Below are 23,942 nucleotides of genomic sequence, written 5' to 3'. Positions count from 1 at the left end.
CTCCTTCATTCCCCCACACGACCCCGCGGGCACAGCGACTCCCCCGACCCAATTCCCCGCGAGGGGGGCCGTCACACTTATGGAGCAGTGCCCAGCGTATCGGCGCGGCGGTCCGCGCGGGGCGCGCGGACCACCGACCGGCCCTCGTACGGGGTTACTTGGGGCCGTCCGCCTCTTGCCTGAGCTTGGCCGCCAGCGGCGGGGGCATCGGCTCGTGGCGGGCGTACGCGCGGCTGAAGCGGCCGGTGCCGTGCGACAGCGACCGGAGGTCGACGGCGTACCGGCCGATCTCAATCTCGGGCACCTCGGCCCGTACCAGGGTGCGCCCCGGCCCGGCCGGTTCGGTGCCCAGGACCCGGCCGCGCCGTCCGGACAGATCACTCATCACCGGGCCGACGTAGTCGTCCGGGACCATCACCCCGACCTCGGAGACCGGTTCGAGCAGATCGATCCTGGCCCCGGCGGCCGCCTCCCGCATGGCGAGCGCGCCGGCGGTCTGGAACGCGGCGTCGGAGGAGTCCACCGAGTGCGCCTTGCCGTCGACCAGGGTCACCCTGATGTCCACCACCGGGTGGCCGAGGGCTACGCCACGGGCGGCCTGCGCGCGGACGCCCTTCTCCACGGATGGGATGAACTGCCGCGGTACCGCCCCGCCGATCACCTTGTCGACGAACTCGATGCCGGAACCGGTCGGCAGCGGCTCGACCTGGATCTCACAGATCGCGAACTGCCCGTGCCCGCCCGACTGCTTGACGTGCCGGCCGCGCGCGGTGATCTTCTCGCCGAACGTCTCGCGCAGCGAGACCCGGTGCGGCACGGCGTCCACCTGGACCCCGTAGCGGCTGCGCAACCGCTCCAGCGCGACATCGACATGCGCCTCGCCCAGGCACCACAGGACGACCTGCCGGGTGTCCGGGTTCTGCTCGAGCCGCATCGTGGGATCCTCGGCGACCAGCCGCGCCAGCCCCTGCGAGAGCTTGTCCTCGTCGGCCTTGCTGTGCGCCTGGATGGCCACCGGGAGCAGCGGGTCGGGCATCACCCACGGCTCCATGAGCAGCGGCTGCTCCTTGGCCGAGAGGGTGTCACCGGTCTCGGCGCGGGTCAGCTTGGCGACACAGGCCAGGTCGCCCGCGACGCAGCTCCCCACCCCGCGCTGCTGCTTGCCGAAGGGCGAGGAGAGGGCGCCCACCCGCTCGTCCACGTCATGGTCCGCGTGTCCGCGGTCCGCCATGCCATGGCCCGAGACATGGACCGTCTCGTCCGGCCGCAGCGTCCCCGAGAAGACCCGCACCAGGCTGATCCGCCCGACGTACGGGTCGGAGGAGGTCTTCACCACCTCCGCGGCGAGCGGCCCGTCGGGATCGCAGGTCAGTGGGGGGCAGGAGCCGCCCTGCGGGGTGCTCACCGGCGGCGCCTCGCGCTCCAGCGGGGTCGGGAAGCCGCCGGTGACGAGTTCCAGCAGCTCCAGGGTGCCCAGCCCCTGGCGGGCGCCGTCGGCCGCCGGGGCGGCGGCCAGCACCGGGTGGAACCTGCCGCGGGCGACCGCCCGCTCCAGGTCCTCGGTGAGGGTCTTGAGGTCCAGCTCCTCACCGCCGAGGTAGCGGTCCATCAGGGTCTCGTCCTCGCTCTCGGCGATGATCCCCTCGATGAGCCGGTTGCGGGCCTCCTCGATCAGCGGCAACTCGCCCGGCTCCGGGGCCCGTTCGGTCCGCTCACCCGAGGAGTAGTCGAAGACCCGTTGCGAGAGCAGGCCGATCAACCCGGTCACCGGGGCGTGCCCGTCCGCGCCCTGCGGGCCGTGCAGCGGCAGGTACAGCGGCAGCAGCGCGTCGGGGGCATCGCCGCCCAGGACCCGCGAGCACAGCGCCGTCATCTCGTCGAAGTCGGACCTGGTCGCCTCCAGATGGGTCACCACCACCGCCCGCGGCATCCCGACGGCGGCGCACTCGTCCCACAGCAGCCGGGTCGCGCCGCCCACGCCCGTGGCGTCCTGCGCCGCCGAGACGACGAAGAGGGCCGCGTCCGCAGCTCGCAGACCCGGCCCTCAACTCCCCGACGAAGTCGGCGTATCCGGGAGTGTCCAGCAGATTTATCTTGATGTCGCCCCAGAGGACCGGCACCAGCGACAGCTGTACCGACCGCTGCTGCCGCTGTTCGATCTCGTCGTGATCGGAGATCGATCCGCCGTCCTCCACCCGCCCCGCCCGGTTCACCGCGCCGGTCGCCAGCGCCAGCGCCTCGACGAGTGTGGTCTTGCCCGCTCCACTGTGGCCGACCAGCACCACGTTGCGCACCTTCTCGGGACGGCCGGCCGCCGGTGCCCTTCCGGCGGCTCCTGGATGTACGTCTCTCCTGTCGGCTGCTCCACCCACGGGTCTCGCCTCCATGTCCGTCATTGCATGGGGGACCGCGCCCTCTGCGGGGGCACGAACGCGCAGCGTCACGAGAGACCGCACCGGAGTGCCCCGACGGGGTACAAAAGGAGGGTTTCCGGCGACGCCCGCGGTACTTCGACCTTCCCACGACGGTCACGGTGCGTCCATACGTCGTACCGCCCGGGGTCCCGGCGGGAGCCTCACGCGTACGGACGACGCGGGCTGGCTACGATGGGCCGTCCAGTGGCCGACCGGGCCAGCCGACTTCCACCGATTCCATCCGGGAAGGCCATGCTGAACAAGTACGCGCGTGCATTCTTCACGCGTGTCCTCACGCCGTTCGCCTCGTTCCTGCTCCGCATCGGGGTCACCCCCGACGCGGTGACCCTCATCGGCACCGGGGGAGTGATGTCGGGTGCGCTGGTCTTCTACCCCAGGGGCGAGTTCTTCTGGGGCACCGTCGTCATCACCCTGTTCGTCTTCTCGGACCTGGTCGACGGGAACATGGCCCGGCAGTCCGGGGTCTCCAGCCGATGGGGCGCCTTCCTCGACTCCACCCTCGACCGGGTCGCCGACTCCGCGGTCTTCGGCGGGCTCGCGCTCTGGTACGCCGGGGGCGGCGACGACCTCGTGCTCTGCGCGGTGACGCTGTTCTGCCTCGCCAGCGGCCAGGTGGTGTCCTACACCAAGGCCCGCGGCGAGGCCATCGGCCTGCCGGTGAACGTCAACGGGCTCGTCGAGCGCGCCGAACGGCTCGTGATCACCCTCGTCCTGTGCGGTCTGGCAGGACTGCACAAGTTCGGCGTTCCCTATATCGAGTGGCTCCTGCCGATCGCCCTGTGGGTCGTCGCCGTGGGCAGCCTGGTGACGCTGGTCCAGCGGGTCGTCACCGTGCGCCGCGAGGCGGCGGAGGCCGACGCGGCCGACGCCGTCGCCGGCGCGAACGGGGGCGGCGCCGCGTGAAGGACCGGCTGACCGACGGCCTGTACGGGCTGGGCTGGGGAGCGGTGAAGAAGCTGCCGGAACCGGTGGCGAACGCCCTCGGCCGGCGGATCGCCGACACGGTCTGGCGGCGGCGTGGCAAGGGAGTGCTCCGGCTGGAGTCCAACCTGGCCCGTGTCGTCCCGGACGCGGACGAGGCCCGGCTGCGCGAGCTGTCCCGGGCCGGGATGCGCTCCTACCTGCGGTACTGGATGGAGTCCTTCCGGATGCCCGCCTGGGACCGGGAACGCTTCCGCACCGACGTCCTCATCCAGGACGCGCACATCCTGGAGGACGGGCTGGCGTCCGGCCGCGGCGTCGTCATCGCCCTGCCGCACATGGGCAACTACGACCTGGCCGGCGCCTGGGTGACCACCAAGATCGGGGTGCCCTTCACCACGGTCGCGGAGCGCCTCAAGCCCGAGACCCTGTACGACCGCTTCGTGGCCTACCGCGAGGGGCTCGGCATGGAGGTGCTGCCGCACACCGGCGGCGCGGCCTTCGGCACCCTCGCCCGCCGACTGCGCGCGGGTGGTCTGATCTGCCTGGTCGCCGACCGCGACCTGTCCGCCTCGGGCATCGAGGTCACGTTCTTCGGCGAGGCCACGCGGATGCCCGCCGGGCCCGCGCTGCTGGCGCAGCAGACCGGCGCCCTGCTCCTGCCGGTCACCCTCTGGTACGACGGCCCCGTCATGCGCGGCCGGATCCACCCGCCCGTCGACGTCCCCGAGCTCGGGGACCGGACCGAGAAGGCCGCGGTCATGACGCAGGACCTGGCCGACGCCTTCGCCTCCGGGATCGCGGAGCACCCCGCGGACTGGCACATGCTCCAACGGCTGTGGCTCGCCGACCTCGAAGCGCGCTCGAACAGTTCCGGAACGGAGAAGCCTTGAGGATCGGGATCGTCTGCCCGTACTCCTGGGACGTCCCCGGAGGCGTCCAGTTCCACATCCGCGACCTCGCCGAGCACCTGATCAAGCTCGGCCACGAGGTCTCCGTGCTCGCGCCCGCCGACGACGAGACGCCGCTCCCGCCGTACGTCGTCTCGGCCGGCCGCGCCGTCCCCGTCCCGTACAACGGCTCGGTGGCCCGGCTCAACTTCGGCTTCCTGTCCGCCGCGCGGGTGCGCCGCTGGCTGCACGACGGCGGCTTCGACGTCATCCACATCCACGAACCGACCTCGCCGTCGCTGGGCCTGCTGGCGTGCTGGGCGGCCCAGGGGCCGATCGTCGCCACCTTCCACACCTCCAACCCGCGCTCGCGGGCCATGATCGCCGCCTATCCGATCCTGCAGCCCGCGCTGGAGAAGATCAGCGCCCGCATCGCGGTGAGCGAGTACGCCCGGCGCACCCTGGTGGAGCACCTCGGCGGCGACGCGGTGGTCATTCCCAACGGCGTGGACGTCGACTTCTTCGCCACCGCCGAGGCCGAGCCGAAGTGGCAGACGCCGGGCACCGGCGCGGACGGCCGGCCCCCGGCGGGCGGGACGATCGGGTTCATCGGCCGGATCGACGAGCCGCGCAAGGGCTTGCCCGCGCTCATGCGGGCCCTGCCGAAGATCCTCGCCGAACGCCCGGGCACCCGGCTGCTGGTCGCCGGGAAGGGCGACGAGAAGGAGGCCGTCGAGGCCCTGCCGGAACACCTGCGCGGCCAGGTGGAGTTCCTCGGCATGGTCAGCGACCGGGACAAGGCCCGGCTGCTGCGCAGCGTCGACCTGTACGTGGCCCCCAACACCGGCGGCGAGAGCTTCGGCATCATCCTCGTCGAGGCGATGTCGGCGGGCGCCCCGGTGCTGGCCAGCGATCTGGACGCGTTCCGCCAGGTCCTGGACGGGGGAGCGGCCGGCGAACTGTTCCCGGTCGAGGACGCCGACGCGCTCGCGGTCGCCGCGGTGCGGCTGCTCGGCGATCCCCAGCGACTGCGGGAGCTGCGGGAGCTGGGCAGCCGGCATGTGCGCCGCTTCGACTGGAGCACGGTCGGCGCCGACATCCTCTCCGTCTACGAGACGGTGACGGAGGGCGCCACCGCGGTCGCCGCCGACGAACGCGTGGGCCTGCGGGCCCGCCTGGGGCTGGCCCGGGACTGAGGCACCCGGCGCGACGGTAGCCTTGCCGCCCGTGACCACCTTCATCTGGGTCGCGGTGGCTGTCGTCGCCATCGGCCTGTACCTGAGCTGGACCGCGGGCCGCCTTGACCGGCTGCACGCCCGTATCGACGCCGCCCGTGCCGCCCTGGACGCGCAGCTGCTGCGCCGCGCCTCGGTGGCCCAGGAGCTCGCGACGTCCGGGGTGCTGGACCCGGCGGCCTCCATCGTGCTGTACCAGTCCGCGCACGCCGCCCGGCAGAGCGAGGACGAGCACCGGGAAGTGGCCGAGAGCGAGCTGAGCCAGGCGCTGCGGGCCGTCTTCGCCGAGCCGGACGCCGTCGAGGCGGTGCTGGCCGCGCCCGGCGGCGAGGAGACCGTCGGCGAGCTGACCCAGGCCGTGCGCCGGGTGCCGATGGCCCGGCGCTTCCACAACGACGCGGTCCGGGGCACGCGGGCGGTGCGCAGGCACCGGGTGGTGCGCTGGTTCCGGCTGGCCGGCCACGCGCCCTTCCCGCTGGCCTTCGAGATGGACGACGAGCCACCGACGGCGTTCACAGCGGACGGCGCGGCAGGCCACTGAACCCGGATTGGCCCTTTTCCGGCAAGGTGGACCGGTTCACGATGGCTACAACGCACCATTCGTCATCGAGTGAGGTCATACCGTGTCCAGCACCCCCGCCACCGCCCAGAACCCCGAGACCGGCACCGCGCGCGTCAAGCGCGGCATGGCCGAGCAGCTCAAGGGCGGCGTGATCATGGACGTCGTCAACGCCGAGCAGGCGAAGATCGCCGAGGACGCCGGCGCCGTCGCGGTCATGGCCCTGGAGCGGGTGCCCGCCGACATCCGCAAGGACGGCGGCGTGGCCCGTATGTCCGACCCGGACATGATCGACGGCATCATCGGCGCGGTCTCCATCCCCGTCATGGCGAAGTCCCGCATCGGCCACTTCGTCGAGGCCCAGGTCCTGCAGGCGCTCGGTGTCGACTACATCGACGAGTCCGAGGTCCTGACCCCGGCCGACGAGGTCAACCACAGCGACAAGTGGGCGTTCACCACCCCCTTCGTCTGCGGCGCCACCAACCTGGGCGAGGCCCTGCGCCGTATCGCCGAGGGCGCGGCCATGATCCGCTCCAAGGGCGAGGCCGGTACCGGCAACGTCGTCGAGGCCGTGCGCCACATGCGCCAGATCCGCACCGACATCCGCCGCCTCGGCACCCTGGACGAGACCGAGCTGTTCGTCGCCGCCAAGAACCTTCAGGCGCCGTACGAGCTGGTCAAGGAGGTGGCGCGCCTCGGCAAGCTGCCCGTCGTGCTCTTCAGCGCCGGTGGTGTGGCCACCCCGGCGGACGCCGCGCTGATGATGCAGCTCGGCGCCGAGGGCGTCTTCGTCGGCTCCGGCATCTTCAAGTCCGGCGACCCGGCGCAGCGCGCCGCCGCCATCGTGAAGGCCACCACCTTCTACGACGACCCGAAGGTCATCGCGGACGTCTCGCGCGGCCTGGGCGAGGCCATGGTCGGCATCAACTGCGACACCCTCCCCGAGTCCGAGCGCTACGCCAACCGCGGCTGGTAACCGGACCGTGAGCGCCATACCCACCATCGGCGTACTGGCCCTGCAGGGCGACGTACGCGAACACCTCGCGGCGCTCACCGCCGCCGGCGCACGGGCCGTGCCCGTGCGCCGGCCGGCGGAGCTCGCCGCGGTCGACGGCCTGGTCATCCCCGGCGGCGAGTCCACCACGATGTCCAAGTTGGCGGTCATCTTCGGCATGCTGGAGCCGCTGCGCGAGCGGGTCGCGGCCGGTATGCCGGCCTACGGGTCCTGCGCGGGCATGATCATGCTCGCCGACAAGATCCTGGACGGCCGGGACGACCAGGAGACGATCGGCGGCATCGACATGATCGTGCGCCGCAACGCCTTCGGACGGCAGAACGAGTCCTTCGAAGCGGCCGTGGAGATCACCGGTATCGGCGGCGGCCCGGTCGAGGGCGTCTTCATCCGCGCCCCGTGGGTGGAGTCGACCGGCGAGCGCACCGAGGTGCTGGCGCGGCTCGACGACGGCACGGTCGTCGCCGTGCGCTCCGGAAACCTGCTGGCCACCTCGTTCCACCCCGAGCTGACCGGCGACCACCGGGTCCACGAGCTCTTCGTCGCCATGGCGCGCACCGCTACCTAGCCCGACCCCGGTAGGATCTCTCCTGTTCATTTCTACTGGCGACGTTGTAAGGAGCTGGCGATGTCCGGCCACTCTAAATGGGCTACCACCAAGCACAAGAAGGCCGTGGTTGACGCCAAGCGCGGCAAGCTCTTCGCCAAGATGATCAAGAACATCGAGGTGGCGGCGCGCATGGGTGGCGGTGACGTCTCCGGTAACCCGACCCTCTACGACGCCATCCAGAAGGCGAAGAAGAGCTCGGTCCCGAACAAGAACATCGACAGCGCGGTCAAGCGCGGTGCCGGTCTGGAAGCCGGCGGCGCCGACTACCAGACGATCATGTACGAGGGCTACGGGCCGAACGGCGTCGCGGTGCTCATCGAGTGCCTCACCGACAACCGCAACCGCGCGGCGTCCGACGTCCGGGTCGCGATGACCCGCAACGGCGGCGCCATGGCGGACCCGGGCTCGGTCTCCTACCTGTTCAACCGCAAGGGCGTCGTCATCGTCCCCAAGGGTGAGCTGTCGGAGGACGACGTGCTGGGCGCGGTGCTGGACGCGGGGGCCGAAGAGGTCAACGACCTCGGCGAGTCCTTCGAGGTCATCAGCGAGGCCACCGACATGGTCGCGGTCCGTACCGCGCTCCAGGACGCCGGCATCGACTACGACTCGGCGGACGCCAACTTCGTCCCCACCATGCAGGTGGAACTGGACGAGGACGGCGCCCGAAAGATCTTCAAGCTCATCGACGCGCTGGAGGACAGCGACGACGTGCAGAACGTCTTCGCCAACTTCGACGTGAGCGACGAGGTCATGGAACAGGTCGACGCCTGATCGCCGTTCGATCGCGCACTGTCAGCCGACGGGCCGGAGGGGGACACACCCCGCCGGCCCGTCGGCTTTTGCGGCGTTGTCAGTCGGAACGGCTAACCTGCAGGAACAGTTGACCGACAGGGCTTGAGGGGTGACGGGGTGCGGGTACTCGGCGTGGACCCGGGGCTGACCCGGCTCGGCATCGGAGTCGTGGACGGCGTTCCGGGGCGGCCGTTGACGATGGCCGGAGTCGGCGTGGTGCGCACCCCGGCCGACGCGGAGATCGGCCACCGCCTCGTCCTCATCGAGCGCGGCATCGAGGCGTGGTTGGACGAGTATCAGCCCGAAGTCGTCGCGGTGGAACGGGTGTTCAGCCAGCACAACGTCAGCACGGTCATGGGCACCGCCCAGGCCAGCGCCGTCGCGATGCTCTGCGCCAGCCGGCGCGGACTCCCCGTCCATCTGCACACCCCCAGCGAGGTCAAGGCCGCCGTCACCGGCAGCGGACGGGCGGACAAGGCCCAGGTCGGCGCCATGGTGACACGGCTGCTGCGGCTGGACGCCCCGCCCAAGCCGGCCGACGCCGCGGACGCGCTGGCGTTGGCCATCTGCCACATCTGGCGCGGTACCGCCACCAACCGCCTCCAACAGGCCATCGCCGCCCACCGGCCGAAACGAATCCAGGAGCCCCGAGCATGATCGCCTTCGTCAGCGGCCCGGTCGCCGCACTCGCCCCGGACGCCGCGGTCATCGAGGTGGGCGGCATCGGCATGTCCGTCCTGTGCACCCCGGGCACCCTCGCCGGCCTCAGGACCGGCCAGCAGGCCAGGCTCTCGACCTCGCTCATCGTCCGCGAGGACTCGCTCACCCTGTACGGCTTCGCGGACGACGACGAGCGGCTGGTCTTCGAGCTGCTGCAGACCGTCAGCGGCGTCGGCCCGCGCCTGGCGCAGACGATGCTCGCGGTGCACTCGCCGGACGCGTTGCGGGTCGCGGTCGCCACCGGCGACGAGAAGGCGCTCACCGCCGTGCCCGGCGTGGGCAAGAAGGGCGCCCAGCGACTCCTGCTGGAACTGAGGGACCGGCTCGGCGAGCCCGTCGGCCCCGGGGCGAACCGCGGGATCGGCAGCCCGGTCAGCGCCTCCTGGCGCGACCAGCTGCACGCGGCGCTCATCGGCCTCGGCTACGCGACCCGCGAGGCGGACGAAGCGGTCTCCGCGGTCGCACCGCGGGCCGAGGCGGAGCTGGCGGAGGGCGGGACGCCCAACGTGTCCGCACTGTTGCGCGCGGCCCTGCAGACCTTGAACCGCACCCGCTGAGTGCCTGCGGCCGCACCTGACGCGACCGCCGCGCCGCCGACGCGCCGACCCACCGACCCTGACCGACGACCCCTGACCGACGACCCGAAAGTCCGACATGAACTGGGACGAGCCCGCACCCCCCACCGCCGGTGACCTGCCGGACCGGCTGGTCGGCTCCGACGCCGACGGTGAGGACCAGGCCGTCGAGGCCGCGCTGCGGCCGAAGGACCTCGAGGAGTTCGTCGGGCAGGAACGGGTGCGGCAGCAGCTGGACCTGGTGCTGAAAGCGGCCAAGAAGCGCGGCGGCACCGCCGACCACGTCCTGCTCTCCGGAGCGCCCGGTCTCGGCAAGACCACCCTTTCGATGATCATCGCCGCCGAGATGGGCGCCCCGATCCGCATCACCTCGGGCCCGGCCATCCAGCACGCGGGCGACCTCGCCGCGATCCTCTCCTCCCTCCAGGAGGGCGAGGTGCTCTTCCTCGACGAGATCCACCGCATGTCCCGGCCCGCCGAGGAGATGCTCTACATGGCGATGGAGGACTTCCGGGTCGACGTGATCGTCGGCAAGGGCCCCGGCGCCACCGCCATCCCGCTGGAGCTGCCGCCCTTCACCCTGGTCGGTGCCACCACCCGGGCCGGCCTGCTGCCGCCCCCGCTGCGCGACCGCTTCGGCTTCACCGGCCACATGGAGTTCTACGCCCCCGCCGAGCTGGAGCGCGTCATCCACCGCTCGGCCCGGCTGCTGGACGTCGAGATCGAGACGGACGGCGGCGCGGAGATCGCCGGCCGCTCCCGTGGCACCCCCCGCATCGCCAACCGGCTGCTGCGCCGGGTCCGGGACTACGCGCAGGTCAGGGCCGACGGCCGGATCACCCGCGAGATCGCCGTCCAGGCCCTGGAGGTCTACGAGGTGGACGGTCGCGGCCTCGACCGGCTGGATCGGGCCGTGCTGCGCGCCCTGCTCCAGCTGTTCGGCGGCGGCCCGGTCGGGCTGTCGACACTGGCGGTCGCCGTCGGCGAGGAGCGCGAGACGGTCGAGGAGGTCGCCGAGCCGTTCCTGGTCCGCGAGGGTCTGCTGGCGCGTACCCCCCGTGGCCGGGTGGCCACCCGGGCGGCGTGGACGCACCTCGGACTGGTCCCGCCCCAGCAGCCCGCGGGCCCCGGCCAGGGTGGCCTGTTCGGACCGTGACGGCACGGGGACTCGCCCCCCAGGAACCCCAGTGCCATGCTGGGCGTTGTTTCACCGGCGAGGACTCGCTTAGACTCCGCCGACGCCCTTCCTCCGGATCGGCATACACCCCCGTAGATCAGGCCAGCCACCGCGGCCGTGCGAAGGAACGTTGTAAATCGTGAGTATCGGCTTGCTCCTCCCGTTCATCATCCTTATCGGTGCCATGTTCCTCATGACCCGATCTGCCAAGAACAAGCAGCGGCAGGCGGCGACGATGCGGAACCAGATGGAACCGGGCTCCGGTGTCCGCACCATCGGCGGCATGTACGCCGTGGTGAAGGAAGTCAACGAGGACACGGTCCTCCTGGAGCTGGCCGACGGGGTGCACGCGCACTTCGCCAAGAACTCCATCGGCGCCGTCCTCGACCAGGCCGAGTACGACCGGATCGTGCACGGCATCGAGCCGGAGGAGCCGGAGGACGGCTCCGAGGACGTCGACGCGGACGCGGTCCACGACCAGGACGCGGTCCACGACGAGGACGTCGTGACGTCCGAGGCCGCCGATGACGAGCGCATCGACCTGAGCAAGACGGAGGACGAGCCGAAGAAGGACGGCACCGACCCCAAGTAAGGGCGCGTCGGTCCGGACTCTCACATCACTTCGTGGCCACCCCACGGGCGCGCAGGTCCCGGGGGCTGGTTGGACAGGGAGATACAAGAAGGTGGCAGCACCCAAGAAGGGCCGCAGGTCCTCGGGGAGTCAGGGGTACCCCGGGCGCGCACTGGCCGTGATCCTGATCGCGCTCGTGGCGTTGACGGGGACGATGTTCCTCTCGCACAACACGACTCCGCGACTGGGTATCGACCTCGCAGGCGGTGTCAGCATCACGTTGACCGCCAAGAGCGACCAGGCCGGCGCGGTCAACAAGACCAACATGAACACCGCTGTGAGCATCATCAACCAGCGTGTCAACGGTCTTGGTGTCTCCGAGGCGGAGGTGCAGACCCAGGGCGACAAGAACATCATTGTCAACATCCCCAAGGGCACCGACCCCAAGCAGGCGCAGGAGCAGGTCGGCCAGACCGCCCAGCTGTTCTTCCGGCAGGTGCTCGCCGAGCAGGCGAACCCCCCGGCCGTCAAGACGCCGCCGGCGACGCCCTCCCCGTCCGTGACTCCGACGGGCAAGGCGGGCAGCTCGCCGACCCCGACGGGCAAGACGAGCACGCCGCCGCAGGCCAAGCCCTCGTCGAGCGTCACCACCCAGGGCCGCGCGGTCACCGACGGCCTGAAGGCCGCCCCCGCCAAGGCGCCCACCCCGACGCCGGCGCCCAGCGCGCCCGCGGCCGGCACGCTGGACAGCACGATTCCGGCCGATCTGCAGGCGAAGTTCACCGTCCTGGACTGCAACGACCCGAAGCAGCGCCTGGCGGCGAACCAGGGCGTCAAGCCTGAGAACAAGGTCATCGGCTGCGGCGAGCGCGGTGAGAAGAAAGACAAGATCTGGTACAAGTACGCGCTCGGCCCGGCCGTCCTCGACGGCAAGGACGTCTCCAAGGCCAGTGCGAAGTTCGACACCCAGTCCGGCAACGGCTGGGTCGTCGACCTCAGCTTCACCGGTGGTGGCGCCAAGAAGTTCACCAAGGTCACCACCCAGCTGGCCACCCAGCAGGCCCCGCTGAACCAGTTCGCGATCGACCTCGACGGCAACGTCGTCTCGGCGCCCTCGGTCTCGCAGGCCCTGCCCGGCGGCAGCGCGACGATCTTCGGCAGCTTCACCCAGACGTCCGCGCAGAACCTGGCGAACGTCCTGTCCTACGGTTCGCTGCCGCTGTCCTTCCAGATCCAGGACGTCACCACGGTCTCCGCCGCGCTCGGCGGCGAGCAGCTGCGAGGTGGCCTCATCGCGGGCGCCGTCGGCCTCGCGCTGGTCGTGCTCTACATGCTGGCGTACTACCGGGGCCTCGGCCTCGTCGCGATCGTCAGCCTCCTGGTGTCGGCGGCGCTCACCTACACGCTGATGTCCCTGCTCGGCCCGGCCATCGGCTTCGCGCTGAACCTGCCGGCCGTCTGCGGAGCCATCGTCGCCATCGGTATCACCGCGGACTCGTTCATCGTCTTCTTCGAACGGATCCGTGACGAGCTGCGCGAGGGCCGCTCCCTGCAGCCCGCCGTGGCCCGCGGCTGGCCGCGCGCCCGGCGCACCATCCTGGTGTCGGACTTCGTGTCCTTCCTCGCCGCCGCCGTGCTGTTCGCGGTGACGGTCGGCAAGGTCCAGGGCTTCGCGTTCACCCTGGGTCTGACCACGCTGCTCGACGTCGTGGTGGTGTTCCTCTTCACCAAGCCGCTCATGACGATCCTGGCCCGCCGCAAGTTCTTCGCCAACGGCCACAAGTGGTCCGGACTCGACCCGAAGGGCCTGGGCGTCCAGGCCCCCATCCGCCGCGTCCGCCGCAGGACGAGCACCGAGACGAAGGAGGCCTGATGTCCAAGCTCGGCAACCTCGGACAGCTCGGACACCGGCTGCACCGTGGCGAGATCGCCTACGACTTCGTCGGCAAGCGCAGGCTCTGGTACGGCGTCTCGATCCTGATCACGATCGTGGCCATCGCCGGCCTGGCGATCAACGGCCTCAAGCTCGGCATCGAGTTCTCCGGCGGCGCGGTCTTCACGACCCCGAAGACGTCGTACTCGGTCACCGAAGTGCAGAACAAGATCGCCGGCGACACCGGCGGCCACGTCGCCACCGTGCAGAAGCTCGGCACCGGCGGCGTGCGGATCCAGGTCAGCGACATCTCCACGGAGGAGTCGAAGAGCATCCAGGAGAAGGTCGCCACCGACCTCGGCCTGGACGCGACCAAGATCGACGCGCAGATCGTCGGCCCCAGCTGGGGTGAGGAGATCTCGAAGAAGGCCTTCACCGGCCTGATCATCTTCATGATCCTGGTGGTGATCTACCTCGCCATCGCCTTCGAGTGGCGGATGGCCATCGCCGCCCTCATCGCCCTGATCCACGACCTCACGATCACCGTCGGCGTCTACGCCATCGTCGGTTTCGAGGTCACCCCGGGCACCGTGATCGGTCTGCTCACGATCCTCGGTTACTCCCTCTACGACACCGTCGTCGTCTTCGACGGTCTCAAGGAGACGACCCGCGGCATCACGAAGCAGACCCGCTTCACCTACAGCGAGCTGTCCAACCGCAGCCTGAACCAGACCCTGGTGCGTTCGATCAACACCACGGTCGTCGCGCTGCTCCCCGTCGGCGCCCTGCTCTTCATCGGCGGCGGCATCCTCGGGGCCGGTGTGCTCAACGACATCGCGCTCGCGCTCTTCGTCGGCCTCACCGCCGGTGCGTACTCCTCGATCTTCATCGCGACCCCGCTGGTCGCGGACTTCAAGGAGCGCGACCCGGAGCTCAAGGCCCTCAAGAAGCGCGTGCTGGCCAAGCGCAAGGCCGACGCCGCCAAGGGTGTCGACCCGGCGGACGAGGACCGGCGGGCCCGTGAGGACGTCGCCGCCGCCGAGGCCGCCGACGCGGACGACGAGCCGGAGGACGGCGACCGCGCCGCCGCCGGCGGTGTGGTCGGCCAGCGTCCGCAGGGCGCCGCCGCCCGCAACCGCAGCAAGAACCGGCCTTCCGGGAAGCGGCGGTGACGGCGACCGCGGCAGCGGCCGAAGCGCTGCGCGAGCAGCTGCTGGGCCGGATCCGGGATGTCCCGGACTACCCGCAGCCGGGTGTGATGTTCAAGGACATCACCCCGCTGCTGGCCGACCCCGACGCGTTCAACGCCCTGGTGGACGCCCTGGCCGTGCTCTGCGCGCGCCACGGCGCCACCAAGGTCGCCGGCCTGGAGGCGCGCGGGTTCATCCTCGCCGCCCCCGCGGCGGCGCGCGCCCACCTCGGCTTCGTGCCCGTGCGCAAGGCGGGCAAGCTGCCCGGCGCGACGCTGTCGCAGCGCTACGAGCTGGAGTACGGGAGCGCCGAGATAGAGGTGCAGCAGGACGCCCTCGCCGCCGGCGACCGGGTCCTGGTCATCGATGACGTGCTGGCCACCGGCGGTACCGCCGAGGCCTCGCTGGAGCTCATCCGGCGGACCGGCGCGGAGGTGGCCGGGGTCGCGGTCCTGCTGGAGCTCGGCTTCCTCGGAGGTCGCGAACGGCTCTCCACCGTCCTCGCGGGCGCCCCGCTGGACGCGCTGATCATCGTCTGACACCGCGGGCCCAGCGGCCCGCGGCACCCAGCACGGCCCGGAGGCGGGCGCCCGGAACCACCGGGCGCCCGCCTCCTGCCACAGATCGATACCATGGGTGCTCTAACCCGCGTGAGGAGTGCTCTTGCCAGACGAGGCCCAGCCGCTCGACGCCGAAGGCGGGGACGAAACCCCCGCCGGGAGCAACGGAGCCGCTCCCGAGCCGCCGACGCCTGCCGTCCGGCCCGCACGGACCCCAGGTGGCGCGACACCGTCGCGCGCCGCAGGCTCCTCCAACCGCGTCCGTGCCCGCCTCGCCCGGCTCGGTGTGCAGCGTTCCAGCCCGTACAACCCGGTGCTGGAGCCGATGCTGCGCATCGTCCGGGGCAACGACCCGAAGGGCGACACCGCGCAGCTGCGGCAGATCGAGCGCGCCTACCAGGTCGCCGAGCGCTGGCACCGCGGGGTCAAGCGCAAGAGCGGCGACCCGTACATCACGCACCCGCTCGCGGTCACCACGATCCTCGCCGAGCTGGGCATGGACCCGGCCACGCTGATGGCGGGGCTGCTGCACGACACCGTCGAGGACACCGACTACAGCCTGGACGCGCTGCGCCGCGACTTCGGCGACCAGGTCGCGCTCCTCGTGGACGGCGTCACCAAGCTCGACAAGGTGAAGTTCGGCGAGGCCGCGCAGGCCGAGACCGTACGCAAGATGGTCGTGGCGATGGCCAAGGACCCGCGCGTCCTGGTCATCAAGCTCGCCGACCGCCTGCACAACATGCGCACCATGCGGTACCTCAAGCGGGAGAAGCAGGAGAAGAAGGCCCGCGAGACGCTGGAGATCTACGCCCCGCTGGCGCACCGGCTGGGCATGAACACCATCAAGTGGGAGCTGGAGGACCTCGCCTTCGCGATCCTCTACCCCAAGATGTACGACGAGATCGTGCGGCTCGTCGCCGAGCGCGCCCCCAAGCGCGACGAGTACCTGGCCGTCGTCACCGACCAGGTCCAGCAGGACCTGCGCGCGGCCCGGATCAAGGCGACCGTCACCGGCCGCCCGAAGCACTACTACAGCGTGTACCAGAAGATGATCGTGCGGGGTCGCGACTTCGCCGAGATCTACGACCTGGTGGGGATCCGCGTCCTCGTCGACACCGTCCGCGACAGCTACGCGGCGCTCGGGACCATCCACGCGCGGTGGAACCCGGTGCCCGGGCGGTTCAAGGACTACATCGCGATGCCCAAGTTCAACATGTACCAGTCGCTGCACACGACGGTCATCGGGCCCAGCGGCAAGCCCGTCGAGCTGCAGATCCGAACGTTCGACATGCACCGCCGCGCCGAGTACGGCATCGCCGCGCACTGGAAGTACAAGCAGGATCCGGTCTCCGGCGCCTCCAAGGTACGCACCGACACCCCCCGCAAGAGCGACAGCGCCACCGGCAGCAACGCGGTCAACGACATGGCGTGGCTGCGGCAACTCCTGGACTGGCAGAAGGAGACCGAGGACCCGAGCGAGTTCCTGGAGTCGCTGCGCTTCGACCTCTCGCAGAACGAGGTCTTCGTCTTCACCCCCAAGGGTGACGTGATAGCGCTGCCGGCCGGCGCCACCCCGGTGGACTTCGCCTACGCGGTGCACACCGACGTCGGGCACCGCACCATAGGGGCCAGGGTCAACGGCCGCCTGGTCCCGCTGGAGTCGACGCTCGACAACGGCGACCTGGTGGAGGTCTTCACCTCCAAGGCCGCGAGCGCCGCCCCGTCGCGCGACTGGCTGGGCTTCGTGAAGTCCCCGCGCGCCCGGAACAAGATCCGCGCCTGGTTCTCCAAGGAGCGCCGCGAGGAGGCCGTCGAGCAGGGCAAGGACGCCATCGCGCGGGCGATGCGCAAGCAGAACCTGCCGATCCAGCGGGTCCTGACCGGCGACTCGCTGGTCACCCTCGCGCACGAGATGCGCTATCCGGACATCTCCGCGCTGTACGCGGCGATCGGCGAGGGGCACATCACCGCCCAGTCCGTCGTCCAGAAACTGGTCGACGCGCTCGGCGGCGAGGAAGGTGCGACCGAGGAGATCGAGGAGGTCACCACCCCCTCGCGCAACCGCTCCAAGCGGCGCGCCAATGCCGACCCCGGCGTGGTCGTCAAGGGCGTCGACGACGTGTGGGTCAAGCTGTCCCGCTGCTGCACCCCGGTGCCGGGCGACCCGATCATCGGCTTCGTCACCCGGGGCAGCGGGGTCTCGGTGCACCGCACGGACTGCGTCAACATCGAGTCGCTGTCCCAGGAGCCCGAGCGGATCCTGGAGGTCGAGTGGGCGCCCACCCAGTCGTCCGTCTTCCTGGTCGCCATCCAGGTCGAGGCGCTGGACCGGTCGCGGCTGCTGTCGGACGTCACGCGGGTGCTGTCCGACCAGCACGTCAACATCCTGTCCGCCGCTGTGCAGACGTCCCGGGACCGGGTCGCGACCTCGCGCTTCACCTTCGAGATGGGCGACCCCAAGCACCTGGGACACGTCCTGAAGGCCGTACGCGGCGTCGAGGGCGTCTACGACGTCTACCGCGTCACCTCCGGCCGCCAGCGCTAGTGCTCTGGGTACACACGCGAGCGGCCCCGATACGGAATTCCGTACCGGGGCCGCTCGCGTGTGGCTCGGTTGCTCAGCCGCCGAACTCCTCCAGGCCCTTCAGGGCCTGGTCCAGCAGGGCCTGCCGGCCCTCCAGCTCACGGGTGAGCTTGTCGGCCTTCGACGTGTTGCCCGCGGCCCTGGCGGCCTCGGCCTGGGTACGCAGCTTGTCGACGGCCGCCTGGAGCTGGCCCGTCAGACCCGCGGCGCGCGCCCGCGCCTCCGGGTTCGTCCGGCGCCACTCGTTCTCCTCGGTGTCCTGGATCGCGCGCTCGACCGCGTGCATCCGGGCCTCGATCCGGGGCCGGGCGTCGCGCGGCACGTGGCCGATGGCCTCCCAGCGCTCGTTGATCGCGCGGAACGCCGCACGGGCCGCCTTGAGCTCCGTCACCGGAAGGATCTTCTCGGCCTCGATGGCGAGCTCCTCCTTGAGCGCGAGGTTCTCCCGCTCCTGGGAGTCGCGCTCGTTGAAGACCTCGGTACGGGCCTGGAAGAACTGGTCCTGGGCGCCGCGGAAGCGGTTCCACAGGTCGTCCTCGGACTCGCGCTGCGCGCGGCCCGCCGCCTTCCACTCCGTCATCAGCTCGCGGTAGCGGGCGGCCGTCGGACCCCAGTCGGTGGAGTTCGCCAGCGCCAGCGCCTCCGTGACCAGCTTCTCCTTGACGCGGCGGGCATCCTCGCGCTGGGAGTCCAACGACGCGAAGTGCGCCTTGCGCCGCTTGGAGAAGACCGAACGGGCGTGGCTGAAGCGGTGCCACAGCTCGTCGTCGGCCTTGCGGTCCAGGCGCGGCAGCGCCTTCCAGGTGTCCACCAGTGCGCGCAGCCGCTCGCCCGCGGTCCGCCACTGCTCGCTCTCGGCCAGCCCCTCGGCCTCCGCGACCAGCTCCTCCTTGGCCACCTTGGCCTCGTCGGTCGCCTTGGCCTTGGCGATCTTGCGCTCCTCGCGGCGCGCCTCCACCAGCCCGACGAGCGCGTCCAGCCGCGTGGCGAGCGCCGCCAGGTCGCCCACCGCGTGCGCCTCGGTGACCGACGCCCGGAGGTGTTCGATCGCGGTCAGTGCGTCCTTGGCCGCGAGGTCGGTGGTCCTCACCCGCCGCTCGAGGAGGCCGATCTCGACGACGAGCCCCTCGTACTTGCGCTCGAAGTAGGCCAGTGCCTCGTCCGGAGACCCCGCCTGCCACGAACCGACCTCCCGCTCCCCGTCGGCCGTACGCACGTACACGGTCCCCGTCTCATCGACGCGGCCCCATGGGTCGCTGCTCACAGCGCCTCCTCCACGTGATGCCCGGCCGTTGTACGGCTCGCCGGCATCGTTCACAGTTTCTTCCGGCCGGGCTGCGCCCTGACCGGTCCAACGCCAACATAGGCGACCGGCGCCCCGGCTGTCCGCATCCAGCACACGCGAGATTACGACCTGCCCCGTGGTAATGAGCGTGCTCGCGACCACGGGGCGGATCGTTACCGCCGGGACCCGGTTCATCAGGGGTTCACGACTGCTTGACGACTGCCTTGTTGATCACCACGGTCGCGTTCGGCGCGGTGGTCCCCTGGGCGTCGGCGGCTGCCGCGCCCGCCGCCGCGATCTTCTGCAGCACCTTCATCCCGTCGGCGCCGATGGTGCCGAAGGGGGTGTAGTCGGCCGGCAGCGGGCTGTCCTTGTAGACCAGGAAGAACTGGCTGCTGCCGGAATTCCGGCCGCTGCCCGTCTGGGCGCTGTACTGGTTCGCCATCGCGAGCGTCCCCGCCGGGTAGGTGCCCTTCGCGACGGCCGGGTCCTTGAGGTTCTCGTCCGGGATCGTGTAGCCCGGGCCGCCGTGGCCGGTGCCCGTGGGGTCACCGCACTGCAGGACGTAGATGCCCTCGGCGGTGAGCCGGTGGCACTTGGTGTGGTCGAAGAAGCCCTTGTCGGCGAGGAACTTGAACGAGTTCACCGTGGCCGGGGTCTTCGCGGCGTCCATCGTCATCGCGATGTCACCGCAGGTGGTCTGCAGCGTGAAGGAGTACTTGGCGCTCTTGTCGATGTCCATCGCCGGCGCGGTCTTCCACTGCTGCTTGCCCGGGGTACCCGCGCTCGGCTTGGCACACGGGTCCGGCGCCTTGGGGGGCGGCGTCGTGGCCGACGGCGTGCCACTGGCGGCCGCGTCCGTCTTCGGCTTGTCCTTGCCGTCCAGGCTGCCGGTCGCGTACGCCGTGGCACCGGCGGCGACCACGACGGCCACCACGGCCGCGACCACGGCGTTGCGCCGGCGGGCCTTGGACTGCTCCAGGGTCCTGCGCTGCTGCTGCCGCTCGAACTTCTCTCGGGCGAGCTGTCGCCGCCGCTGTTCCTTGGTGACCACTTCGCCGTCTCCCGGTCTTCTGCTTCAGTCTTCTCGTCGACGTCTGTCGTCGACGTCCTGTCCAACGTGAATCCGCGTGCGGCGAATCTTCGCGCCCCACCCGGCCCGCAGTCCAGTACCCGCACGGTACGGGCGGGCGCCCCGCGGGGACGATACGGGTTCGCTCCGGCCACTCCCGCGCCGGTAGGCTCGCTAACTGCCGACACCTCCGCGGACGACAGAAGGACGAACGTGCTTATTGCCGGGTTCCCCGCCGGGGCCTGGGGGACCAATTGTTATCTGGTCGCCCCCGCCGCCGGTGAGGAGTGCGTGATCATCGACCCGGGTCACGAAGCGACCCAGGGCGTCGAGGACACGCTCGCCAAGCATCGCCTCAAGCCCGTCGCCGTCATCCTCACCCATGGGCACCTCGACCATGTGGCGTCCGTCGTGCCGGTCTGCGGGGCCCATGACGTCCCGGCCTGGATCCACCCCCGGGACCGCTACATGATGAGCGATCCGGAGAAGGCCCTCGGGCGCTCCATCGGGCAGCAACTCCTGGGCGAGCTGACGATCGGCGAACCCGACGACGTCAGGGAGCTGACGGACGGCGCCGCCCTCGGACTCGCCGGCCTGGAGTTCACCGTCTCGCACGCGCCGGGCCATACGAAGGGGTCGGTGACCTTCAGGCTCCCCGAGACCTCCGACATCCCGTCGGTGTTCTTCTCGGGCGACCTGCTGTTCGCCGGCTCCGTCGGACGCACCGACCTGCCCGGCGGTGCCGCGGACGAGCTGATGGAGTCGCTGGCCCGCGTGTGCCTGCCGCTCGACGACTCGACCGTGGTGCTCTCCGGCCACGGCCCCCAGACGACCATCGGCCGCGAGCGCGCCGCCAACCCCTACCTGGGGGAAGCGGCCCGCGGCTTCGGAGCCGGTTCGCCGGCTCCGCGACGAGGATTGTGACCAGGCTTGCTGTGAGTACTTTCCAGGCCCCCAAAGGCACCTACGACCTGACCCCGCCGGATTCCGCGGTCTTCCTCGCGGTGCGCGAGGCCATCTCCGCCCCGCTGCGGCGGGCGGGTTACGGCTACATCGAGACCCCGGGGTTCGAGGCGGTCGAACTCTTCTCCCGCGGCGTCGGCGAGTCCACCGACATCGTCAGCAAGGAGATGTACACCCTCACCACCAAGGGCGGCACCACGCTGGCGCTGCGTCCCGAAGGCACCGCCTCCGTGCTGCGCGCCGCCCTGCAGAACAACCTGCACAAGCTCGGCAACCTGCCGGTCAAGCTCTGGTACTCGGGCTCGTACTACCGCTACGAGCGCCCGCAGAAGGGCCGCTACCGGCACTTCTCGCAGGTCGGCGCCGAGGCGATCGGCATGGAGGATCCGGCGCTGGACGCCGAGCTGATCATCCTCGCCGACCAGGCGTACCGGACGCTCGGACTGCGGAACTTCCGGATCCTGCTCAACTCGCTGGGCGACAAGGAGTGCCGTCCGGTCTACCGGGCCGCGCTCCAGGAGTTCCTGGCCGGGCTCGACCTGGACGAGGACACCGTGCGCCGGGCGGAGATCAACCCGCTGCGCGTGCTCGACGACAAGCGCGACGCGGTGCAGAAGCAGTTGACCGGCGCGCCGGTGCTCCGCGACTACCTCTGCGAGGCGTGCAAGGCCTACCACGAGCAGGTGCGCGAGCTGCTGACGGCGGCGGGCGTGGTGTTCGAGGACGACGAGAAGCTGGTGCGCGGCCTCGACTACTACACCCGCACCACCTTCGAGTTCGTCCACGACGGACTCGGTTCGCAGTCCGCGGTGGGCGGCGGCGGCCGGTACGACGGCCTGTCCGAGATGATCGGCGGCCCCGCGCTGCCGTCCGTCGGCTGGGCGCTGGGCGTGGACCGTACGGTGCTGGCGCTGCAGGCCGAGGGCGTCGAGCTCGAACTGCCCGCGACGACGGACGTGTTCGCCGTTCCGCTCGGCGAGGAGGCGCGCCGCGCGCTCTTCGGCACGGTCACCGAGCTGCGCCGGGCGGGCATCGCCACGGACTTCGCGTTCGGCGGCAAGGGCCTGAAGAACGCGATGAAGTCCGCGAACCGCGCCAACGCCCGCTTCGCGATCGTGGCCGGTGACCGCGACCTCGCCGAAGGCATCGTCCAACTCAAGGACATGCAGAGCGGTGAGCAGTCACCGGTCGCCCTGGACGCGCTGCTCGCCACGCTCCGGCAGAAGCTGGCCTGAACGATGGCGAGGGGCCCGGACAGCAGACGCCGTCCGGGCCCCTCGCCATGTCCGGGTCGCCGTCGGGGATGACCAGGAGGACCCTTCCGTGTCCACCGTTCGATGGACCTCCGGGCACCGGCGGGCCCTTCCACTGGTGCACAATGAAAGCCGCGCGGGCTAACGACGGATCTACGGAACGGCGATATGACGACTTCGGCGCTCGACCAGACAATCACCGACGGTGACCGCGAGACCAGGGGCACCATCGGCGCGGGACGTGCCTTCGCGTGGCTGCTGATCATCTGTGGCGCGCTCGGGACGCTCGCGTCCTTCGTGATCACCGAGGACAAGTTCAAGCTGCTGGAGGACCCGAACTTCGTTCCGGCCTGCAGCCTGAACCCGATCATCTCCTGCGGCAACATCATGAAGAGCGAGCAGGCGCACGCGTTCGGCTTCCCGAACCCGATGATCGGCATGATCGCCTACCCGATCGTGCTCTGCATCGGCGTGGGCGTGCTCGCGGGCGCCCGCTACCGCGGCTGGTTCTGGCTCGGCCTGCAGGCCGGCACCCTGTTCGGCGTCGGGTTCGTGACGTGGCTGCAGTACCAGTCGCTCTACAGCATCAACTCGCTGTGCCTGTGGTGCTGCCTGGCCTGGGTCGTCACCATCGCGCTCTTCTGGTACACGGCCGTGCACAACATCAAGCACGACATCATCCGGCTCCCCGCCGGGGTGCGCACCGCGGTCCTGGAGTTCCACTGGGTCGTGCCGGTGCTCTGGTACGGCATCATCGTGATGCTGATCCTGACCCGCTGGTGGTCGTACTGGAAGTCGCTCGTCTGAGAGCCCGCGCGCCGTCCCGCCGCACCCGTCGTGGGGCCCGGCGGGACCGGGCGGCCATGGCGGCTACTGCGGGGTGACGTAGGCCCCGCCGATGCCGCCGTCCACCAGGAACTCGCTCGCCGTCATGAAGCTGGAGTCGTCGCTGGCGAGGAACGCCACCGCGGCGGCGATCTCCGTCGGCTCGGCGAAGCGGCCCACCGGGATGTGCACGAGCCGGCGGGCGGCGCGCTCCGGGTCCTTGGCGAACAGTTCCCGCAGCAGCGGGGTGTTGACCGGCCCCGGGCACAGCGCGTTGACGCGGATGCCCTCACGGGCGAACTGCACGCCCAGCTCGCGGGTCATCGCCAGGACCCCGCCCTTGGACGCGGTGTAGGAGATCTGCGAGGTGGCCGCGCCCATCTTGGCCACGAAGGACGCGGTATTGATGATCGAGCCCCGGCCCTGCCGTTGCATGTACGGCAGCACGGCCTTGCAGCACAGATAGACGGACGTCAGGTTGACGTCCTGGACCCGGCGCCAGGCATCCAGGCCGGTGGTCAGGATCGAGTCGTCGTCGGGCGGTGAGATCCCGGCGTTGTTGAAGGCGATGTCGACCGATCCGTAGGTGTCGTACGCCGTTTTGAACAGCGCCTCGACCTGCTCGGGGTCGGTCACGTCGACCTTCACGAAGATCCCGCCGACCTCCTCGGCGGCGGCCTTGCCCGACCCCTCGTCGATGTCGGCGACCACGACGTTGGCGCCCTCGGCGGCGAAGCGGCGGGCGGTGGCCAGGCCGATGCCGCTGCCGGCGCCGGTGATGACCGCGGTACGGCCGACCAGGCGGCGGCAGACTTCGGTGGTGGTTGGCTCTGACATGCG

21 protein-coding genes and 1 pseudogene are annotated in these 23,942 nt (G+C 70.8%); 18 read left to right on the top strand and 4 right to left on the bottom strand.

The genetic code is table 11. The features are described from left to right. Window positions 1-154: 154 nt before the first annotated feature. Window positions 155-2,387: pseudogene (locus tag M2266_RS06800) on the bottom strand (elongation factor G-like protein EF-G2). Between the two features lie 279 nt (window positions 2,388-2,666). Between M2266_RS06800 and pgsA the strand changes: the two are divergent. From pgsA to M2266_RS06725, 15 genes are all read left to right on the top strand, one after another. Then, window positions 2,667-3,338, top strand: coding sequence for a phosphatidylinositol phosphate synthase (gene pgsA / locus M2266_RS06795; RefSeq protein WP_277437334.1), 672 nt, complete (start codon window positions 2,667-2,669; stop codon window positions 3,336-3,338). After that, window positions 3,335-4,249, top strand: coding sequence for a phosphatidylinositol mannoside acyltransferase (locus M2266_RS06790; protein ID WP_277437333.1), 915 nt, complete (start codon window positions 3,335-3,337; stop codon window positions 4,247-4,249). Before pgsA ends, M2266_RS06790 begins: the two co-directional genes overlap by 4 nt. Then, on the top strand, window positions 4,246-5,442 hold the full coding sequence (locus M2266_RS06785; protein ID WP_277437332.1) for a glycosyltransferase family 4 protein: 1,197 nt from the start codon (window positions 4,246-4,248) through the stop codon (window positions 5,440-5,442). The genes M2266_RS06790 and M2266_RS06785 overlap by 4 nt, the downstream gene beginning before the upstream one ends. Window positions 5,443-5,464: 22 nt before the next feature. Beyond that, the gene (locus M2266_RS06780; protein ID WP_277437331.1) at window positions 5,465-6,022 is read left to right on the top strand and encodes a hypothetical protein; all 558 of its coding nucleotides are present in this window, start codon (window positions 5,465-5,467) and stop codon (window positions 6,020-6,022) included. A gap of 82 nt (window positions 6,023-6,104) precedes the next feature. Then, window positions 6,105-7,016 carry a pyridoxal 5'-phosphate synthase lyase subunit PdxS gene (gene pdxS, locus M2266_RS06775; RefSeq protein ID WP_277437330.1) on the top strand — a complete coding sequence of 304 codons (912 nt, stop codon included), beginning with the start codon at window positions 6,105-6,107 and terminating at the stop codon, window positions 7,014-7,016. Between the two features lie 7 nt (window positions 7,017-7,023). Next, the gene (gene pdxT / locus M2266_RS06770; RefSeq protein ID WP_277437329.1) at window positions 7,024-7,620 is read left to right on the top strand and encodes a pyridoxal 5'-phosphate synthase glutaminase subunit PdxT; all 597 of its coding nucleotides are present in this window, start codon (window positions 7,024-7,026) and stop codon (window positions 7,618-7,620) included. Between the two features lie 60 nt (window positions 7,621-7,680). After that, on the top strand, window positions 7,681-8,433 hold the full coding sequence (locus M2266_RS06765; RefSeq protein WP_138352640.1) for a YebC/PmpR family DNA-binding transcriptional regulator: 753 nt from the start codon (window positions 7,681-7,683) through the stop codon (window positions 8,431-8,433). A 138-nt stretch (window positions 8,434-8,571) separates the two neighbouring features. After that, on the top strand, window positions 8,572-9,111 hold the full coding sequence (ruvC, locus tag M2266_RS06760; protein WP_277437328.1) for a crossover junction endodeoxyribonuclease RuvC: 540 nt from the start codon (window positions 8,572-8,574) through the stop codon (window positions 9,109-9,111). Continuing rightward, the gene (gene ruvA, locus M2266_RS06755; protein ID WP_277437327.1) at window positions 9,108-9,731 is read left to right on the top strand and encodes a Holliday junction branch migration protein RuvA; all 624 of its coding nucleotides are present in this window, start codon (window positions 9,108-9,110) and stop codon (window positions 9,729-9,731) included. The genes ruvC and ruvA overlap by 4 nt, the downstream gene beginning before the upstream one ends. Before the next feature lie 97 nt (window positions 9,732-9,828). After that, complete coding sequence (gene ruvB, locus M2266_RS06750; RefSeq protein WP_277437326.1) at window positions 9,829-10,905, top strand: Holliday junction branch migration DNA helicase RuvB; 1,077 nt, start codon at window positions 9,829-9,831, stop codon at window positions 10,903-10,905. A 160-nt stretch (window positions 10,906-11,065) separates the two neighbouring features. Then, complete coding sequence (yajC, locus tag M2266_RS06745) at window positions 11,066-11,518, top strand: preprotein translocase subunit YajC (protein WP_277437325.1); 453 nt, start codon at window positions 11,066-11,068, stop codon at window positions 11,516-11,518. Between the two features lie 91 nt (window positions 11,519-11,609). Continuing rightward, complete coding sequence (gene secD / locus M2266_RS06740) at window positions 11,610-13,370, top strand: protein translocase subunit SecD (RefSeq protein WP_277437324.1); 1,761 nt, start codon at window positions 11,610-11,612, stop codon at window positions 13,368-13,370. After that, window positions 13,370-14,542 (top strand): protein translocase subunit SecF, encoded by a 1,173-nt coding sequence (gene secF / locus M2266_RS06735; protein WP_277437323.1) that lies wholly within the window; start codon window positions 13,370-13,372, stop codon window positions 14,540-14,542. Before secD ends, secF begins: the two co-directional genes overlap by 1 nt. Then, a complete protein-coding gene (locus M2266_RS06730) occupies window positions 14,539-15,099 on the top strand; it encodes an adenine phosphoribosyltransferase (protein WP_277437322.1) in 561 nt (186 codons plus the stop codon). The genes secF and M2266_RS06730 overlap by 4 nt, the downstream gene beginning before the upstream one ends. Before the next feature lie 124 nt (window positions 15,100-15,223). Then, window positions 15,224-17,665, top strand: coding sequence for a bifunctional (p)ppGpp synthetase/guanosine-3',5'-bis(diphosphate) 3'-pyrophosphohydrolase (locus tag M2266_RS06725; RefSeq protein ID WP_269269506.1), 2,442 nt, complete (start codon window positions 15,224-15,226; stop codon window positions 17,663-17,665). A 73-nt stretch (window positions 17,666-17,738) separates the two neighbouring features. Here M2266_RS06725 and M2266_RS06720 read toward each other — a convergent pair whose 3' ends face one another. Both M2266_RS06720 and M2266_RS06715 read right to left on the bottom strand, forming a co-directional pair. Further along, window positions 17,739-18,968: a DUF349 domain-containing protein gene (locus tag M2266_RS06720; RefSeq protein WP_277437321.1), complete on the bottom strand. Its 1,230-nt coding sequence runs from the start codon at window positions 18,966-18,968 to the stop codon at window positions 17,739-17,741. A 223-nt stretch (window positions 18,969-19,191) separates the two neighbouring features. Beyond that, the gene (locus tag M2266_RS06715) at window positions 19,192-20,043 is read right to left on the bottom strand and encodes a peptidylprolyl isomerase (RefSeq protein WP_277437320.1); all 852 of its coding nucleotides are present in this window, start codon (window positions 20,041-20,043) and stop codon (window positions 19,192-19,194) included. Window positions 20,044-20,274: 231 nt separating this feature from the next. On the opposite strand from M2266_RS06715, the gene M2266_RS06710 reads away from it, so the two are divergent. The 3 genes from M2266_RS06710 to M2266_RS06700 all read left to right on the top strand — a co-directional run bounded on the left by M2266_RS06710 (window position 20,275) and on the right by M2266_RS06700 (window position 23,084). Continuing rightward, window positions 20,275-20,985 (top strand): MBL fold metallo-hydrolase, encoded by a 711-nt coding sequence (locus M2266_RS06710; protein ID WP_277437319.1) that lies wholly within the window; start codon window positions 20,275-20,277, stop codon window positions 20,983-20,985. Between the two features lie 11 nt (window positions 20,986-20,996). After that, entirely contained in the window at window positions 20,997-22,259 is a 1,263-nt protein-coding gene (hisS, locus tag M2266_RS06705; protein WP_277437318.1) for a histidine--tRNA ligase, read from the top strand. A gap of 186 nt (window positions 22,260-22,445) precedes the next feature. Then, window positions 22,446-23,084: a vitamin K epoxide reductase family protein gene (locus M2266_RS06700; protein ID WP_277437317.1), complete on the top strand. Its 639-nt coding sequence runs from the start codon at window positions 22,446-22,448 to the stop codon at window positions 23,082-23,084. Between the two features lie 63 nt (window positions 23,085-23,147). Here the strand turns inward: M2266_RS06700 and M2266_RS06695 are convergent, their stop codons facing one another. Beyond that, a complete protein-coding gene (locus M2266_RS06695) occupies window positions 23,148-23,939 on the bottom strand; it encodes a 3-oxoacyl-ACP reductase (protein WP_277437316.1) in 792 nt (263 codons plus the stop codon). Window positions 23,940-23,942 lie beyond the last annotated feature (3 nt).

This window comes from Streptomyces sp. SPB162 (genome assembly GCF_029504575.1).
In the GTDB taxonomy this organism is placed as follows: domain Bacteria; phylum Actinomycetota; class Actinomycetes; order Streptomycetales; family Streptomycetaceae; genus Actinacidiphila.
This window is presented reverse-complemented; position numbering and strand designations above follow the sequence as displayed.